Origin of the sequence: Streptomyces antioxidans (assembly GCF_000968685.2) — a bacterium.
Taxonomy (GTDB): Bacteria; Actinomycetota; Actinomycetes; order Streptomycetales; family Streptomycetaceae; genus Streptomyces; species Streptomyces antioxidans.
In genome coordinates this window covers 33863-49010 of record NZ_LAKD02000079.1, presented here as the reverse complement: position 1 = coordinate 49010, position 15148 = coordinate 33863, and the positions used below count along the sequence as shown (strand labels likewise).

General features: G+C 70.9%; 15 protein-coding genes. 9 read left to right on the top strand and 6 right to left on the bottom strand.

Annotation, left to right across the window (positions count from 1 at the left end; genetic code table 11):
• Positions 1–229: 229 nt before the first annotated feature.
• Positions 230–2305, top strand: a complete 2076-nt coding sequence (locus tag VT50_RS27000) for an ATP-binding protein (protein ID WP_053048426.1) — start codon at positions 230–232, stop codon at positions 2303–2305.
• A 2-nt stretch (positions 2306–2307) separates the two neighbouring features.
• Here the strand turns inward: VT50_RS27000 and VT50_RS26995 are convergent, their stop codons facing one another.
• Both VT50_RS26995 and VT50_RS26990 read right to left on the bottom strand, forming a co-directional pair.
• Positions 2308–2493, bottom strand: coding sequence for a DUF397 domain-containing protein (locus VT50_RS26995; protein ID WP_046084333.1), 186 nt, complete (start codon positions 2491–2493; stop codon positions 2308–2310).
• Between the two features lie 3 nt (positions 2494–2496).
• Positions 2497–3378 (bottom strand): helix-turn-helix domain-containing protein, encoded by an 882-nt coding sequence (locus tag VT50_RS26990; RefSeq protein WP_046084332.1) that lies wholly within the window; start codon positions 3376–3378, stop codon positions 2497–2499.
• Between the two features lie 187 nt (positions 3379–3565).
• Between VT50_RS26990 and VT50_RS26985 the strand changes: the two genes are divergently transcribed.
• From VT50_RS26985 to VT50_RS39125, 5 genes are all read left to right on the top strand, one after another.
• Complete coding sequence (locus VT50_RS26985; RefSeq protein ID WP_063893170.1) at positions 3566–4069, top strand: ATP-binding protein; 504 nt, start codon at positions 3566–3568, stop codon at positions 4067–4069.
• 41 nt (positions 4070–4110) lie between these two features.
• A complete protein-coding gene (locus tag VT50_RS26980; RefSeq protein ID WP_053048425.1) occupies positions 4111–5295 on the top strand; it encodes a methyltransferase domain-containing protein in 1185 nt (394 codons plus the stop codon).
• A 54-nt stretch (positions 5296–5349) separates the two neighbouring features.
• Complete coding sequence (locus VT50_RS26975) at positions 5350–5958, top strand: acyl-CoA-like ligand-binding transcription factor (protein WP_046084331.1); 609 nt, start codon at positions 5350–5352, stop codon at positions 5956–5958.
• Positions 5959–5999: 41 nt separating this feature from the next.
• Positions 6000–7454, top strand: a complete 1455-nt coding sequence (locus tag VT50_RS26970; protein WP_046084330.1) for an FAD-dependent monooxygenase — start codon at positions 6000–6002, stop codon at positions 7452–7454.
• Between the two features lie 187 nt (positions 7455–7641).
• The gene (locus VT50_RS39125; protein ID WP_158083227.1) at positions 7642–7839 is read left to right on the top strand and encodes a hypothetical protein; all 198 of its coding nucleotides are present in this window, start codon (positions 7642–7644) and stop codon (positions 7837–7839) included.
• Between the two features lie 8 nt (positions 7840–7847).
• Here VT50_RS39125 and VT50_RS26960 read toward each other — a convergent pair whose 3' ends face one another.
• The 4 genes from VT50_RS26960 to VT50_RS26945 are packed head-to-tail and all read right to left on the bottom strand — an operon-like array spanning position 7848 to position 10584.
• Positions 7848–8147: a hypothetical protein gene (locus tag VT50_RS26960; protein WP_046084329.1), complete on the bottom strand. Its 300-nt coding sequence runs from the start codon at positions 8145–8147 to the stop codon at positions 7848–7850.
• On the bottom strand, positions 8122–8319 hold the full coding sequence (locus VT50_RS39120; RefSeq protein WP_143645276.1) for a hypothetical protein: 198 nt from the start codon (positions 8317–8319) through the stop codon (positions 8122–8124). Before VT50_RS39120 ends, VT50_RS26960 begins: the two co-directional genes overlap by 26 nt.
• Positions 8320–8345: 26 nt before the next feature.
• A complete protein-coding gene (locus VT50_RS26950; RefSeq protein ID WP_053048424.1) occupies positions 8346–9236 on the bottom strand; it encodes a hypothetical protein in 891 nt (296 codons plus the stop codon).
• A 10-nt stretch (positions 9237–9246) separates the two neighbouring features.
• Positions 9247–10584: a hypothetical protein gene (locus VT50_RS26945; protein ID WP_053048423.1), complete on the bottom strand. Its 1338-nt coding sequence runs from the start codon at positions 10582–10584 to the stop codon at positions 9247–9249.
• Between the two features lie 147 nt (positions 10585–10731).
• Between VT50_RS26945 and VT50_RS26940 the strand changes: the two genes are divergently transcribed.
• The 3 genes from VT50_RS26940 to VT50_RS26930 all read left to right on the top strand — a co-directional run bounded on the left by VT50_RS26940 (position 10732) and on the right by VT50_RS26930 (position 15128).
• Positions 10732–12864, top strand: a complete 2133-nt coding sequence (locus tag VT50_RS26940) for a bifunctional polysaccharide deacetylase/glycosyltransferase family 2 protein (RefSeq protein WP_046084327.1) — start codon at positions 10732–10734, stop codon at positions 12862–12864.
• Positions 12865–12962: 98 nt separating this feature from the next.
• Positions 12963–14132 carry an LCP family protein gene (locus tag VT50_RS26935; RefSeq protein ID WP_075200252.1) on the top strand — a complete coding sequence of 390 codons (1170 nt, stop codon included), beginning with the start codon at positions 12963–12965 and terminating at the stop codon, positions 14130–14132.
• A 183-nt stretch (positions 14133–14315) separates the two neighbouring features.
• Positions 14316–15128, top strand: coding sequence for a carbohydrate ABC transporter permease (locus tag VT50_RS26930; protein ID WP_046084369.1), 813 nt, complete (start codon positions 14316–14318; stop codon positions 15126–15128).
• Positions 15129–15148: the final 20 nt, after the last annotated feature.

Below are 15148 nucleotides of genomic sequence, written 5' to 3'. Positions count from 1 at the left end.
CTCTGGGGAGAGCTCCGACGTGAATCAAGGCCAGGAGTACCCCCGCGATGGTACGCACAGTGAGCTGTCCGGATCGTCTCGCGATGTCGTGCAGGCGGGTAGCGTCCAGGGCGGGGTCCATTTCCACCATCAGGGCGATGGCACAAGCCCTCTGGTGCCCCGGCAATTACCGGCAAACGTATATGGCTTTGTCAACCGCACAGATGAACTGAATCAGCTGAACGCGGTGATGGTCGCCGATCACGGTGGCCCTCTTGTCGTTTCCGTATACGTCATCACGGGGACCGCGGGTGCGGGGAAGACCTCGCTCGCACTGCGCTGGGCGCACGCGGTCCGTGATCGCTTCCCCGACGGCCAGCTCTACGTCAACCTGCGCGGTTACGACCCTGGTGAGCCGGTCACTGCCCAGCAGGTGTTACACGGTTTTCTCGCCGCTCTCGGCGTCCGCCCCCGCACCATTCCGCACAACCTCGATGACGCCGCGGGGCTCTACCGCTCGCTCCTCGCCGAACGCCGCATGCTCGTGGTGCTGGACAACGCGGCCACCGTCAGCCAGGTCCGCCCGTTACTGCCCGGTTCCACCGGCAGCTTGACCTTGGTGACCAGTCGCAGCCGCCTCTCCGGGCTGGCCATACGAGACGGTGCCCGACGCATCACCCTGGGCACCCTCCCCGAGCCCGAGGCAGTGGCCCTGCTGCGAGCCGTCACCACCGGCTACCGGCTGGAGGACGACACGGAGAAGCTCACCGAACTGGCCCACCTCTGCGCCTGCCTTCCGCTGGCGTTGCGGATCGCGGCCGAACGAGCCGCGACCCACCCGTACCTGCGGCTGGACGACCTGATCACCGACCTGCGTGATGAGTCCGCCCTGTGGGATGTGCTCAGCACGGGCGACGAGGAAGAGGCCGAGGCCGTCCGTACGGTCTTCGCCTGGTCCTATCGCGCCCTGCCGCCATCTGCTGCCCGTCTCTTCCGGCTGCTCGGAATCCATCCGGGCCCCGAGTTCAGCCTGCACGCCGCCTCCGCACTCGCCGGACTCGCGGCGGGACGGGTACGACAGGCACTGGACACGCTGGTCGGCACGCATCTGCTGGAGCAGACCGCACCGGACCGATACGAGTTTCACGACCTTCTCCGCGCCTACGCCACACAGCAGGCCCGGGAGGAAGAGCCCGCAAAGGATCGCACAGCGGCTCTGCGCCGCGTTCTTGACTGGTACCTGCACACGGCCGACGCCGTTCAGAGCTGGATCGAACCGGAGGAAGACCATCTCTCGCTCGACCCACCGGCCGAAGGTGTGGTGCCACTCAGCTTCGCCGAATACGACCATGCGGTGGACTGGTCCGAGCGCGAACACACGAACCTTCTCGCTGCCGTGCGCGCCGCCGAGGCGGCCGGACTGGACCGGCACGCCTGGCAGCTATCGGCGGTTCTCTTCTACGCACGGGCCCGCTCCACCTCGGTCAATGACTGGCTCACCGTGGCCCCGATCGGTCTGGAGGCGGTACGACGCCTCGGTGACCCCTCGGGCGAAGCCTGGCTCCTCGAATGCCTGGGCATGAGCTACACCAGGGGCAATGACCTCGCCAAGAGCCGGGAATGCCACGAGAGCGCGCTGGCGATCCGACGCGAGATGGGTGATCGGTACGGCGAGGCCCAGTGCCTGAATCTGCTGGGTCTGGTGCACCTGCGCCTGCGCGAGCTGGCCGATGCCGAGGGCTCCTTCCAGCGCGCTCGGTCGGCCTTCAGCGAACTCGGCCTCCCTTACTGGGAGTCCATCGCATTGATCAACCTCGCCAACGCCTGTCACCAGGCGGGGCGGGTGGATGAGGCCGCCCGCGACGCCGAGTTGGTGTACGCCACCTTCCGGGCGCGCAACGACCGGCCCAACATGGGCAGGGCGTTGGGCTTGCTGAGCGCGATCCATCTGGACCGCGGAGACCTCGATGCGGCACTGCGTGCGGCCTCGGAAGCGGTCACCATCGCGCTGGACCTGCGCCACCATGTGCTGGAGGGCTACTGGCTCATCGCCCTGGGCAACGCCCAGCGAGCCCTCGGCGAGTATGCCGACTCCCTCGTCTCCTTCCAGCGCTCGGCCTCGCTCCACCGCCGCCTCGGCGACCGCAGTCGCGAAGCGATGGCATGGCACGGCGCCGGTGAGACGTACCGGGCGATGGGCCGCCCGGGCGAGGCCGCCGACTTCCACCGCCGTGCGGCGGCGGCCCACCACGAGTTGGGGGACCGGTGGCATGAGGCGTTGGCCCTGGACGGCCTGGCCGCCGCCGAACTCGCCGAAGGCGAGTAGTCCTAGGTCGGCAGCTCGCAGAGGGCCCCCTGGAAGTCCGCCCAGGCGGCGGGGGTGAACCTGAGTATTCGCCCCTCCGGGTCCTTGGAGTCCCGTACGGCCACGGTGTTGGGCACGTTCGTCGCCACCTCGACGCATTCGTCAAAGGGGTTGCTATAGCTCGACTTGCGGAAAGTGAAGGCTTCCACTGCTCACAGTTCCTTGATCAGCGCCTCGACGAACGCTCGGGATTCGGGCTCGGAAAGGGCGCACCGCGCGGTCTCCTCGAAGATGCTCACGTGTTGGGCCGCCCCATCACCACCCTCGACCCAGACGTGGCTATGCGACGACTCCACGTACACCACGTCCATGGCACCGGGCTCGGCGAACGAGAGGACGTTGAAGGAACCGGTCAGTCCCTTGACGAATCCCGCGCTGAAGGGAAGCACCTGCACGGTGACATTGGGCCGCTCTCCCCAGTCGAGGAGGTTCTCCAACTGCTCGCGAAGCATTTCGGAATGGACCACGGGGATGCGCAGCGCGGCTTCGGGGATGACCGCTCGCAGCAAGAGCGGTGAGTCGCCGGAGAGCCGCTGCTGCCGCGCCAGCCTGGAAGCCGCGAACGTTTCGGCCTCGTCCGGCGACTCGTCGGGCAACCACGAGCGACGCAGAGCCCGTACGTATGCGGCAGTCTGGAGCAGGCCGGGGATGAATGCCACCTGCCATGCCTTGATCTCGGTCGCCACGGCTTCCAGCGGAGCGTATTGCTGCATGGCACTGCTGAGAGCGACGTCGTTCCACCAGCCCTTGGCCTTACGGCGTTCACGGTCGATGCGTGCCAACTCCAAGAGCCGGCCCACCGTCACCGGATCGTTCGCGCCGTACAGCGTGCAGAGCGTCCGGATGTCCGGCTCACGCATGGGCACCCAGCCGCTCTCCATCTTGGCGACCTTGCCGTTGGACGCGGTGATGGCGTTCGCGGCTTGGACTTGCGTCAAACCGGCCAAGGTCCGCAGCCGCAGAAGCTCCCCACCCAGCTTGCGCCCGAGAACCGTTGAGGCGCGGTTCCCCTGCGCGGATTGATCCCCTGCCACCCGACGCCCTCCCTCTTCACGCCCAGTGTGTGCCCAGGCACGGTCCGCACGCAAGATCGGTTACAAATTTCCCCGAGTGGATTGCCTCGCAGGCCGAAATGAGACTACCTTCCGTGATGAACCGCTCGCACAGGGACGTCAGTTGGCGGACGGACTCCGCCCTGCCCTGCCCACTCGGAGGTACGCGATGGCATTCGCGCCCCAAGACCCCCGGATCCCGGACCCCGTCATCAACGAGGGCCGCCTCGACTACGTCCCGACACCGATAAGCGTGACCAGGGCCCGGCAGCACGCCGCGCGCTTCGTCGCCGACTGGGGGCACCCCGGGCTGGCCGACGACACCGCGCTCATCGCTTCTGAGCTGGCCACCAACGCCGTACGGCACGGCCGCGTACCGGGGCGGCTCTTCCGCGTAGAGCTCACGCTCACCAAGACCCGGCTGCGGATCGCCGTATCCGACCCCAGGGGCGAGCGGCTGCCCCGGCCCCGCCGCCCGTCACCCCGCGACAAGCACGGCCGGGGCCTACTCATCGTCCGGGCCCTCGCGGACCGCTGGGGCGTCCGCGAACGCACCGTCGGCAAGGAGATCTGGGCCGAGCTGGATGCACAAACGAGCCGTAGCCAAGGCGAATGGGACCACACTGGTTCCGGCCGCTTCGGCCATCGCGAGGATAAGGACGGCAAGCAGTGACCACATTCGCGCATCCACGTGAGGCCTTAAGGAGTACGCGCGTGAGTGCCCCTCTTTTCGATGGCGCCCCAGCGCATCCGGGCTCCCTGGTCACGGAGTTGCGGCGGGTGGGAGCGATCCGTTCGGCCGCATGGGCGGAGGCGTTCGCCAGGGTGCCGCGCCATGTCTTCGTGCCCGAGTGGTACGGGCAGGAGACCGACAGCAGGGGCATCACCGTATGGCGCCGACATGACGCGGCCGATCGTGATGCCTGGGAAGCCGCCGTCTACGGCGATCAGACCCTGGTCACGGCGCTCGACCCCGAGACCGCCGAACGCGTCGACGAGCGGGCGTGGACCGGCATTCCGACGTCCTCCAGCACGCTGCCCAGCCTCATGGCGCAGATGCTGGAGGACCTGGGCGTGGTGGACGGCCACCGAGTGCTGGAGGTCGGTACCGGCACGGGGTACAACGCCGCCCTGCTGGGCGCCCGGCTGGGCGATCGCCTCGTGCACTCCGTCGATGTCTCACCCGATGTCGTGGAGGCCGCCCGTGGTCGGCTCGCCTCCCTGGGGTACCGGCCGCACCTCGCCGCCGGAGACGGGCAACGGGGCTTCCCGGGGCACCACGCACCGTTCGACCGGATCATCGCGACCTGCTCGGTTCCCCGCATCCCGGCCGCCTGGGTCGAACAGACGCGACCCGGCGGCACGATCCTCACCGACGTGGCCATGGGCATCGAGGGTGGCCTGGTCCGTCTGACCGTCGACGACGAGCGACGGGCCGTGGGCCACTTCACCACCACGACCGGGCGGTTCATGGCCGCCCGCGGTGACGCGCATGCCTACCGGCATCCCGGGCGGGCGCCTTACGCGCCCCGAGCCGGGGCCCATCCCGCCTCGCTCACCGCTGCCGACATCCGCGCGCACTACCCCTTCCGACTGCTGCTGGCCATCCACATTCCCGACGCCGAGCTGGTCTATCACGTGGACGACGAGACCGGCGCCATGTCGCTCCAGCTCCAGCGGCGCGACGGCACATGGGCACGCGCGCCGATCGCCGATGACCCCACCACCGTCACGTACGGCGGGAACGCCGACCTGTGGCGGCGAGCGGAGGCCGCCTGGCAGTGGTGGAACGACCATGACCGCCCCGCTCAGGACCGTTTCGGCTATGTCCGCGAAGCCGATGGACACCACTACGTCTGGCACCTTCCGGACGGGCATCGGTGGTCGCTCGGCTGTTAAAAATTGCGCGCCGCGCAGATTTGCGGGGCGCGCATATTTTGTTACGCTCGGGCCATGGGGCTACGAGAGCGCAAGAAGGCCCAGACGCACGCCGCGCTCAGCTGGGCCGCGATCCGGCTGACCGTGGAGCGTGGGTTCGACCAGGTCAAGGTGGAGGACATCGCCGAGGCCGCGGGGGTCTCACCGCGTACGTTCAACAACTACTTCTCGAGCAAGGCCGAGGCGATCGCGTTCCGCCACCTCGACCGCTGTCTGCGGGTCGCGGAGGAGTTGCGCGGGCGGCCGGGCGAGCCGCTGTGGGACGCGATCACCGGGTCCGTACTGCGGCAGTTCGCGCCGGACGCGGAGGCGATCGCCCATCCGCCCCCCGTCGACGCCGCGCAATGGACGGAGGGCGTGCGGGTGATGGTCGCGGAACCGGCGCTGCGCGGGGAGATGCTGCGGGCCGGGGCCACCGCCGAGGCCGAGATCGCGGCGGCCGTCGCGGAACGTACCGGCGGCGACCCGGAGCGGGACCTCTACCCGCATCTCGTCGCCTCGGCGGTCATGGGCGCGGTCAACACCGCCATCTCCCACCACCTCCGCATCGACGCGGCCGTGCCGGTGCGCCGCCTGCTCACGGACGCCCTCGACCGGATCGCGGCCGGTCTTGCCACCCCGTAAGGCCCATAAGGCCCCAACCACACCGCCCCGAAAGGGAGTTCATGATCGAGGTCATCATCGCAGGTGCGGGGCCCAACGGCCTGATGCTCGCCTGCGAACTCGCCCTGGCCGGGGTGCGCCCGGTCGTCCTGGAACGCCTCACGGAGCCAACCGACACGCAGCGCGCCAACGGCCTCGTGGGGCAGGTCGTGCCCCTGCTCGACCGGCGTGGGCTGTACGAGCGGCTGGCCGCGTCCGGCACCGCACCCGAGCCCGCGCCCCGTTTCGTCTTCGGCGCGTTTCCGCTCGAGCTGAGCGATCTGCCGGACAACCCGCTGTACACGCTCATGGTGCCGCAGCGCCGGATCGAGAGCATGCTCGCCGAGCGCGCGGCGGAGCTGGGCGTCGAGGTCCGGCGCGGGCATGAGGTCACCGGGCTGACGCAGGGCGAGAAGTCGGTGACCGTCGAGCTGCGCGAACAGGCCCCGGTCGAGGCGGAGTTCGTGGTCGGCGCCGACGGCGGGCGCAGCGTGGTCCGCAAGCTCGCCGGGATCGGCTTCCCCGGTGTGACGACGGACGACTCGGTGTCGCGCAGCGCACATGTGAGCGTGGACCCGGAGCTGATCGGTGCGGACGGCAGTCTGCACGTGCCCGGCTTCGGTGCCATCCCCCCGTTCCGGCATCTGCGCACCGACCACGGGCTGATCACCTGGGCGCCGTTCCCTGGCCGTGACCCGGCGCTGAGCGTCGTGGAGTGGGGGCAACCGGCCGAGGGCGAGGCATCGCTGGACGAACTGCGGGCCAGCGCCCGCCGGGTGCTCGGCGCGGACATCACGGTCGGCCCGCCCACCGGGCCGGGGCCGCATCTGATGCGGCGGCTCTTCGGCGGCAACACCCGGATCGCCGAGCGCTACCGCGAGGGCCGCGTCCTGCTACTCGGCGACGCCGCCCATGTGCACTCGGCGATCGGCGGCCCGGGGCTCAACCTCGGCCTCCAGGACGCGGTGAACCTCGGCTGGAAGCTGGCCGCCGAGGTGCGCGGCCACGCGGGCGAAGGGCTGCTCGACACGTACGAGACGGAGCGGCACCCGGTGGCGCGACGGGTCGCCATGCACACCCAGGCCCAGTCGCTGCTGACCCGGCCGGGCGGCGATGTGACGGCACTGCGCGAACTGTTCGGCGAGCTGCTCGACCAGCCCACGGTCCGGCGGCACCTCGCGGGGCTGCTCTCCGGCGCGGACATCACCTACGCCATGGGCCCGGCGACCGGCCCGCTCGTCGGCCGGTGGGCACCGGACCTCCCGGGCCTCCGGGAGCTGACCCGCACCGCCCGCCCCCTCCTCCTGGACCCCACCGGCACCCTCGACCCGGGTCCCTGGTCACCCCACGTCGACACCGTGCGCATGCCCGGCCTCGACACCGCCCTGCTGCTCCGCCCCGACTGCTACATCGCCTGGCAGGGCACCACGGACGACGGTCTGCACGAGGCCCTGGCCACTTGGTTCCGGGCGGCCTGAGGCCCGAAAACCAGTGGAGCGGCGCGCCCGTGCGCGGTTACGGTGCTCCCGCCCACCGTCACCCACCCGGTCAAGGACATGCCGTTGTACACCATGTGAGAACCCCCAAGCGCTGATCCGTCGCGCGTCGCCCCTGGTGCGCCGTGCTCCTTTTCGCTGCGGTCCTCTCATGGGAATCGGTATCACTATGTCCAAGAACCGGGCGTGCGCGCCCACCCGCCTGCCCATCGCCCTCCACCGCCGCCACCCCGACCGCCCGGCCTGGCAGTCGCCGTACGGTCCGCCCCCGCGCCGGACCCACCGCGGCCGATGGGCCCCCGTACCGGGGCTGGCCGAGGCCCTGTCCACCGCGCGGCGCGGAAACCCACGCGACCGGTGCGCCTGACCACCGGTTCACTCCTCGTTCGTGGACTCCTCGCCGGTGTCCTCGGGCGCCTCGGGCGGGTTCTGTTCCGGTGTCTCCTCCCGGGGCGGCCGGTGGTGGTCGGAGTAGTCCCAGTCGTCGATGCTCGCCGACGTCGCCGCGCCCGCGTGCGCGTCCGTCCGCCGGTGGCGGCCACCGGCGGACTCGGGGATATCGGCGAGGAGTGCGGACAGCCGGTTTCGATGGGCGTCGATCAGCTCCGGCAGTTCGGGCAGTTCTGGCAGTTCCGCGACGGCGTCCGGCTCATCGTTTCCGGGGTCCCGCGACATGCTGGAACACCCCTTTCATCAGCAGTTTCTTACTGGTCCGGCAATGCGTGGTCTCGGTGGTGTCGAATCTGCCGGTTTCGAAGAACTTGTTGGCCGGGTTTCCGCCCAGGCAGAACGCGAAATGGTCACAGGTGGCCCGGCAGTTGGTGAATCCGTCCAGGGCCTCGGCCACCCATGGCACCTCGGCGGCCCGTTCCATCAGCTCGGCCAGCCCGGACTCGGTGATGTCGCCGATGGACGGGGCGCCGTGCCGCGGTGAGGTGGATCCGGCGAGTTCGGGCCCCGTGGGCACCAGGGCCCCGATCCACATGACCATGGGGGCGAGCTCACGCGGGGCGGTCGCGCGCTGCTCCGCCCGGCCGTCGAGTTCGTCGCGGACATAGCGCAGGCGGACTCCTCCAGCCTGCGGACCCGGCGCAGCGCGATGCTGAGGTTGTTCCAGGACTTCCCTTCGCTCCGCCGGTCGCCCCGTGCGCGGGCGCCGTTGATCGCGTGCTGGTAGACGACGATGGCATCGCCGTACAGACGCCGTCGGCCCAGGTATTCGCCCAGATCCAGGGCCAGTTGGGTGGCGGCGCGCGCATGGCGGGGTTCGGCGGCCCAGCAGGCGGCTGCCACCAGGCCGGTCCGCTCACCGTCGAGCCAGCCAAGAGCCTCCGCGCGGCCCGCGAAACGCGGGTGGGGCCTTCGTACGGGCGGGATGCGCATCAAGCCCCCCGCGTCCACCACGAGTTCGTTGTAGTGATCCAGGATCCGGGCACGGGAACGTTCGTACTCGCAGGTGGACCGGGCGCCGTCCGCGGCCACCTTGGCGGCCGCGTAGGCGCGGAGCAGATCGTGCATGCGCCAGCGCCCACCGGCGCCCCCGGGCTCGACGGGATGCACCCGCACCAGGACATCGACGCCTCGGGGCGGCAGCGGCGCGCCGTAGCTCACACTCAGGGGCTCCGCCGAAATGCCTTCGCCCGGGGCGAGCGCGAGCAGCAGGAACAGCCGTGACTGCTCATCGGTCAGCCTGCCGTAGGACAGATCGAAGGCCGCGCGGACGCCGCGCTCCCCGTCGTCCAGATAGTCCACCCGGGTGGCCACGCCCGCCAGCTCACCGGCGAGCTTCCCCGATGGGCTTGCCCGGGTCCGCGATGAGCAGTGCCGCCGCGATCTGGAGTGCGAGGGGCAGATGTCCGCACAGCCCGCACAGGCGCTCCGCCTCGGTCCGCTCGGCCACGATCCGGGGGTCCCGCGGCTGCGCATTGCGTACGGCCGCCGTGAGCACCTCCATCGCGGCGGGCGACGGCAGCACCCCGAGGTGGAGCTGGTACATCCCGAGCTGGGCCAGGGTGTCGCGCGAGGTCACCAGGAGCCGGTGCCCTGGATGTCCGGGAATCAGCGGTCTGACCTGGGAGGACTGAGCGGCGTTGTCCGCCAGGACCAGCACGGGCCCGGTCTCGGCCGCGATCCCGCTCAGCAGCGACCGATACAGCCCGGCCCGCTCGTCGACCGTGGGCGGGATGTGCTCAGGCGCCACTCCCAGGGCCCTGAGCAGGGACTCCAGCGCGCGTTCCGGGGTGAGGGCGGTGCCGTCGTAGCCATGCAGATCGACGAAGAGCACACCACCGGGGAACCATCCCCGCCGCTGTGCCTCGTACGCCGTCTGGAGGGCCAGGGCCGTCTTCCCCACGCCGCCCAGCCCCGCGACCGCGGCGGCGGCCACATCGCCATGGGCGGGCCCGCCCCGCGCGGCTGGCCTCAGCACATCGAGGAGCGAGTCGAGTTCGGTCAGTCGGCCGACGAATCCGGGGTGCGGCGCGGGCTGCGAGAACAGCGCGCCGGGCACCGGCCCCGGCGACGGCTGATGGTGGTGCACCACCATTTTGCCCACGACACTGCCGGAGAAGTGTCCCGAACCGAAGTCGATGTGGTCCGCGCGGTCCGGATGGTTCACAGGGGGCTCTCCGGCCTCGGGGTCGGCACCGTCCGACGGCCCAGGACGGCGCTCGGGGCGGCGCGCGGGCGGGCGCTCGGGGCGGCGCGCGGGCGGGCGCTCGGGACCGCGTTCGGGCGGGCGCTCGGTGCGGCGCTCCACCCGTTGGCCGACCACGGGTCCGTGGAAGACACCGCCGCTGAAGTCAATGTGGTCGCCCCCGTACCGCGGCCCGGCCGTGGACCGCCCGTCCGGCGGCGTCCGCGCCGGAGACGGGTCCGGGCCGCCCCCGGTGCCGGGGGCGGGGTCACCCCCGGTGCCGGGCGCCACCGGCGCACGCCGGGACCTCAGCTCCACCGCCACCGCGAGCGCGAGGGACGCGATTCCGATGAAGACCCCCACCACACTCGCCGTACGGACCGCGTCCTCCAGGCCGACGACCGAGAAATACGCGGCCAGACCGGCCACCACCACGCCGAGCGCCGCCCACGCGGCAATAGGCCCCGCCCGTTCCATGGGCCCGTTATCTCCGGATTGCGACCACGAACCACCCCGTTCCATAGGCGATTGGGCCGCGCGGCGGGGAGTGTCCCGGGAATTCTTATCCATTCCCGCGGCTTCGCCGGGCCCGCCCCGGGCCCGGCAACTACGGTGCGACCAACCATGTTTGAGGGCAACCGGTCGAGAAAACACCAGGAACCACACCGCCTGTCCCGGGGAGGGCGGCACAAGCGGTCCCGTGATCCGCGCGCGCACTGGCTGCTCCTGCTCCTCGTCCTTCCGGCCATGTTCGGCCTGCTGATGTTCCAGGGCTGGACCAACCACGAGGTCGACGCGGCGAAGGCGCGGCGGCCGTGCACCAGCCCGGTGCCCAGGGCGCTGGCCGGTGGCGGGCCGGTGGTGCAGATCAACGGGGGCCGGGTGCGGACCGTGGGGATGCCCGCCGGGACGGTGGCGCTGACCTACGACGGCGGTCCTGACCCGGTCCAGACCCCGCGTCTGCTGGACCTGTTGCGCCGGTATGACGCGCGGGCCACGTTCTTCGTCTCCGGCGCCAAGGCGGCCCAGTACCCCGGTCTCGTACGCCGGATCCGCGACGCGGGCCACGAGATCGGGTCGAACACCTACACCGGCGCCGACATGGGCTCGGCGTCCGCCAGCCGGTCCCGGATGGAGCTGTCCCTGACCGAGTCGGCGCTGGCGGGCTCCGTGGGCGTCCAGCCCAGGCTGCTGCGGCTGCCGCTGACCACCCATGTGGACACGCTGTGCGGCGACGAGTGGCGGGCGGCGCGGAGCGTGGCCGCGGAGGGCTATGCGCTGGTGGCCGCCGACCGGTCGGGCACGACGCCCTCGCAGGGGATGGTCCGGCAGTTCAGCCAGACGGACACCGCGTACCAGGGGACGGAGAAGCTGCTCAGGGACCCGCGGGCCAAGAAGTTCACCACCGTGACCGGCGGGCTCGGGGTGCCCCCGGTCGACGTCCCGGTCTCCGGCCTGGAGCGCTGGGAGGGCGAGGCGCTGATCTGGGTCGCGGCGATCGGCCGGGGTTTCGCGTCCACCATGGTCTGGGTGCTGGGGATCGCGGGGGCGCTGGGGGTGCTGCGGCTGCTGATGCTCATGCTGTTCGCCCGCACCCATGTCCGGCGGCTCACCCGCTTCCGGCCCGGCGCGCCCTGGCTGCGGGAGGTGAACGAGCCGGTGACGGTGCTCATCCCCGCGTACAACGAGGAGGCGGGCATCGAGGCCACCATCCGCTCGCTGCTCGCCTCCACCCACCCCGAGCTGCAGCTCATCGTGATCGACGACGGCTCGACCGACCGTACGGCCGATATCGCCGCGAGCGTCGACGACCGCAGGGTGCTGGTGGTACGGCAGCCCAACGCGGGCAAGGCCGCCGCCCTCAACACCGGTCTCGTCCACACCGAGCACGACATCGTGGTGATGGTCGACGCCGACACGGTCTTCGAACCGGACGCCGTCCACCAGCTCGTCCAGCCGCTCGCCCACCCGGCCATCGGCGCGGTCAGCGGCAACACCAAGGTGGGCAACCGGCGCAGTCTGCTGGGCAGGTGGCAGCACCTGGAGTACGTCTTCGGGTTCAACCTCGACCGACGGATGTTCGAGGTGCTGGAGTGCATGCCGACCGTGCCCGGCGCCATCGGGGCCTTCCGGCGGGACGCGGTGCTGGGCGTCGGCGGGGTCAGCGAGGACACCCTCGCCGAGGACACCGACCTCACCATGGCGCTGTGGCGGGCGGGCTGGCGGGTGGTGTACGAGGAAACGGCCGTCGCCTGGACCGAGGTGCCCAGCTCGCTGCGCCAGCTGTGGCGGCAGCGGTACCGCTGGGGGTACGGCACGCTGCAGGCCATGTGGAAGCACCGCCGCGCGATGATCTCGCTGGGCTCGGTGGGGCGGTTCGGCCGCCGGGGGCTCAGCTATCTCACGCTCTTCCAGGTGCTGCTGCCGCTGCTGGCGCCCGTGATCGACCTCTTCGCCCTGTACGGCGCGCTCTTCCTCGACCCGGTGGAGGCGGCCGGGGTGTGGTTCGGCTATCTCGCCATCCAGATGGTCTGCGCCGGGTACGCGCTGCGGCTGGACGGGGAGCGGATACGGGCGCTGTGGTCGCTGCCGTTCCAGCTCTTCGTCTACCGGCAGCTGATGTATCTGGTGGTCATCCAGTCCGTGGTGGCCCTCCTGCTCGGAACGCGGCTGCGGTGGCACCGTATCCAGCGCTCCGGGACGGCCGGGCAGGCACTCGGCGATCCACCCGCGCACCGGAGCCTGACGGCGAGGTAACGTACGGCGGCCGGGTCCGCGTTCAACGCGGCGCCGAAGTTGTCATACCTCTACGAAGGGACGGCGGGCGCCTTCGGCCGCTCGGCAGACTGCCGCCCATGAGCGATCGGTTGGGGCCGTCCATGCCACGGGGCGTGCCCGCACGTCACGGCGTACCCACCAAACCGGCCCCCTACCGGACCGGCGCAGAGACCAGCGCCCTCGGCCCCGAGCCCATACCCCCGCCCCCGTCCCCGCCCGCCCCCACCGTCCGGCGCCGCGCCCCCAAGGAGCCGCTGAGCAGGCGCCGCCGGATCGTCCGGCTGGCCATCGTGGCGGTCTCCGCGCTGCTCCTCGCCTCCGGCAGCGCCTACGTCTGGGCCGACACCCAGCTCCATCGCGAGGTCGACCTGGGCAGGGCTCCGAACCGCCCGCCGCCGGGGAAGGGCACCAACTACCTGATCGTGGGCTCCGACAGCCGGGAGGGCCTGTCCGAGGAGGCCAGGAAGAGCCTGCGCACCGGCTCGGCCGAGGGCCGCCGCACCGACTCGATGATGGTGCTGCACACCGGCGCGGGCGGCACCACGATGATGAGCCTGCCGCGCGACTCCTGGGTGGACGTCCCCGGTTTCGTCCGCCCCGAGACCGGCAGGCGCTACGGCCCGTCCCAGAACAAGCTGAACGCGGCCTATGCGATGGGCGGCCCCGATCTGCTCGTCCCGACCATCGAACGCAACACGGGGCTGCGCATCGACCACTACGCGGAGATCGGCTTCGCCGGGTTCGTGGGCGTCGTGGACGCGGTCGGCGGGGTGCGGATGTGTGTGGACCGGGACATCGAGGACCCCAAGTCGGGCCTGGATCTGAAGAAGGGCTGCCACACCCTCGACGGCGCGAAGGCGCTCGCGTTCGTCCGCCAGCGCAAGCAGGAGGCCGAGGGCGACCTGGGCCGCGCCCAGAACCAGCGGAAGTTCCTGGCCGCGCTCGCCGACAAGGCCGCCACCCCCGGGGTCCTGGCCAACCCGTTCGCGGCCGTCCCGACCGTGCGCGCGGGCCTGGACACGCTGATCGTGGACAAGGACATGGGCCTGCCGACCCTGATGTCCCTGTTCGAGGCGGTCAAGGGCGTCACCTCGGGCAACGGCAGGCAGCTCAACGTCCCGGTGTCCAACACCAACCTCCGGACGTCCAAGGGCAGCGCGGTGCAGTGGAACGCGGCACAGGCGCGGCGCCTCTTCGACCAGCTGCGGAACGACCAGCCGGTGACGATCGCCCCGCCGACGCCGTAAGGACCGCGCACGCGTCTTCCCCGAGCGGGCGGCAACGGGTTTCATGGACCCACGCTGATCGACTGCGCTCGCAAGCCCGCAAGCGCGCGAGGAGGTCCGAGGTTGTCCGCGCTCTCCGCCCGCCCCGCCCGCACCTGGCCCCGCTCCGCCAAGAGCCGCACCGGCCCCCGCTGGTCCCCGCGGCTGCGCCGCCGTCTGGCCGCCGACGCCGCGCTGCTGCTGATCGCCGCCGCGTTCCTGCTTCCGCTCGCCTGGCTGGTGCTGGCGTCCATCGACAACGATGCCACCCTGCGGGTCTCTTCGCCCGGCTCGCCCACGATGGACAACTTCTCCGCGGTGTGGACGGACGAGATCACCTTCACACCGATGCTCAACAGCCTGCTCCTGTGCGGCGGCGCCACCATCCTGACCGTCGCCTGCGCGGCCCTCGCCGCCTATCCCCTCTCGCGCTTCCGCTCCCGCGCCGTGCGCCCGTATCTGCTGACGGTGCTCTTCACCACCTGTCTGCCGATCACCGCGATCATGGTTCCGGTCTATGGACTCTTCGTCCAGGTGGACCTCATCGACACCATGTCCGGCACCGCACTCTTCCTCGCCGCCTCCCAGCTCCCGTTCGCCATCTGGCTGATGAAGAACTTCATGGACGGCGTGCCGGTGATCCTGGAGGAGGCGGCGTGGACCGACGGCGCGTCCTGGCTGCAGGGCCTGACCCGGGTGATCCTGCCGCTGATGGGCCCGGGCATCACGGTCGTGATGATCTACAGCTTCATCATGATGTGGGGCAACTTCTTCGTCCCCTTCATGCTGCTGCTCTCCCCCGAACAGCTCCCGGCGTCCGTATCGATCTTCACCTTCTTCGGCAACTACGGCCAGGTGGTCTACGGCCAGCTGGCCGCCTTCTCGATCCTCTACTCCACCCCCGTGCTCCTGCTCTACGTCCTGATCTCCCGCCGCCTCGGCGGCGGCTTCGCCCTGGGCGGCGCCGTCAAGGGATGACGGCGCAGTGCGTCAAGCCC

Bases quoted from the DNA above. Each gene is read 5' to 3' on its own strand.
- VT50_RS27000 (WP_053048426.1), top strand. From the start codon at position 230: ATGGTCGCCGATCACGGTGGCCCTCTTGTCGTTTCCGTATACGTCATC.
- VT50_RS26985 (WP_063893170.1), top strand. From the start codon at position 3,566: ATGGCATTCGCGCCCCAAGACCCCCGGATCCCGGACCCCGTCATCAAC.
- VT50_RS26975 (WP_046084331.1), top strand. From the start codon at position 5,350: ATGGGGCTACGAGAGCGCAAGAAGGCCCAGACGCACGCCGCGCTCAGC.
- VT50_RS26970 (WP_046084330.1), top strand. From the start codon at position 6,000: ATGATCGAGGTCATCATCGCAGGTGCGGGGCCCAACGGCCTGATGCTC.
- VT50_RS39125 (WP_158083227.1), top strand. From the start codon at position 7,642: ATGTCCAAGAACCGGGCGTGCGCGCCCACCCGCCTGCCCATCGCCCTC.
- VT50_RS26960 (WP_046084329.1), bottom strand. From the start codon at position 8,147: ATGTCGCGGGACCCCGGAAACGATGAGCCGGACGCCGTCGCGGAACTG.
- VT50_RS26945 (WP_053048423.1), bottom strand. From the start codon at position 10,584: ATGGAACGGGCGGGGCCTATTGCCGCGTGGGCGGCGCTCGGCGTGGTG.
- VT50_RS26940 (WP_046084327.1), top strand. From the start codon at position 10,732: ATGTTTGAGGGCAACCGGTCGAGAAAACACCAGGAACCACACCGCCTG.
- VT50_RS26935 (WP_075200252.1), top strand. From the start codon at position 12,963: ATGAGCGATCGGTTGGGGCCGTCCATGCCACGGGGCGTGCCCGCACGT.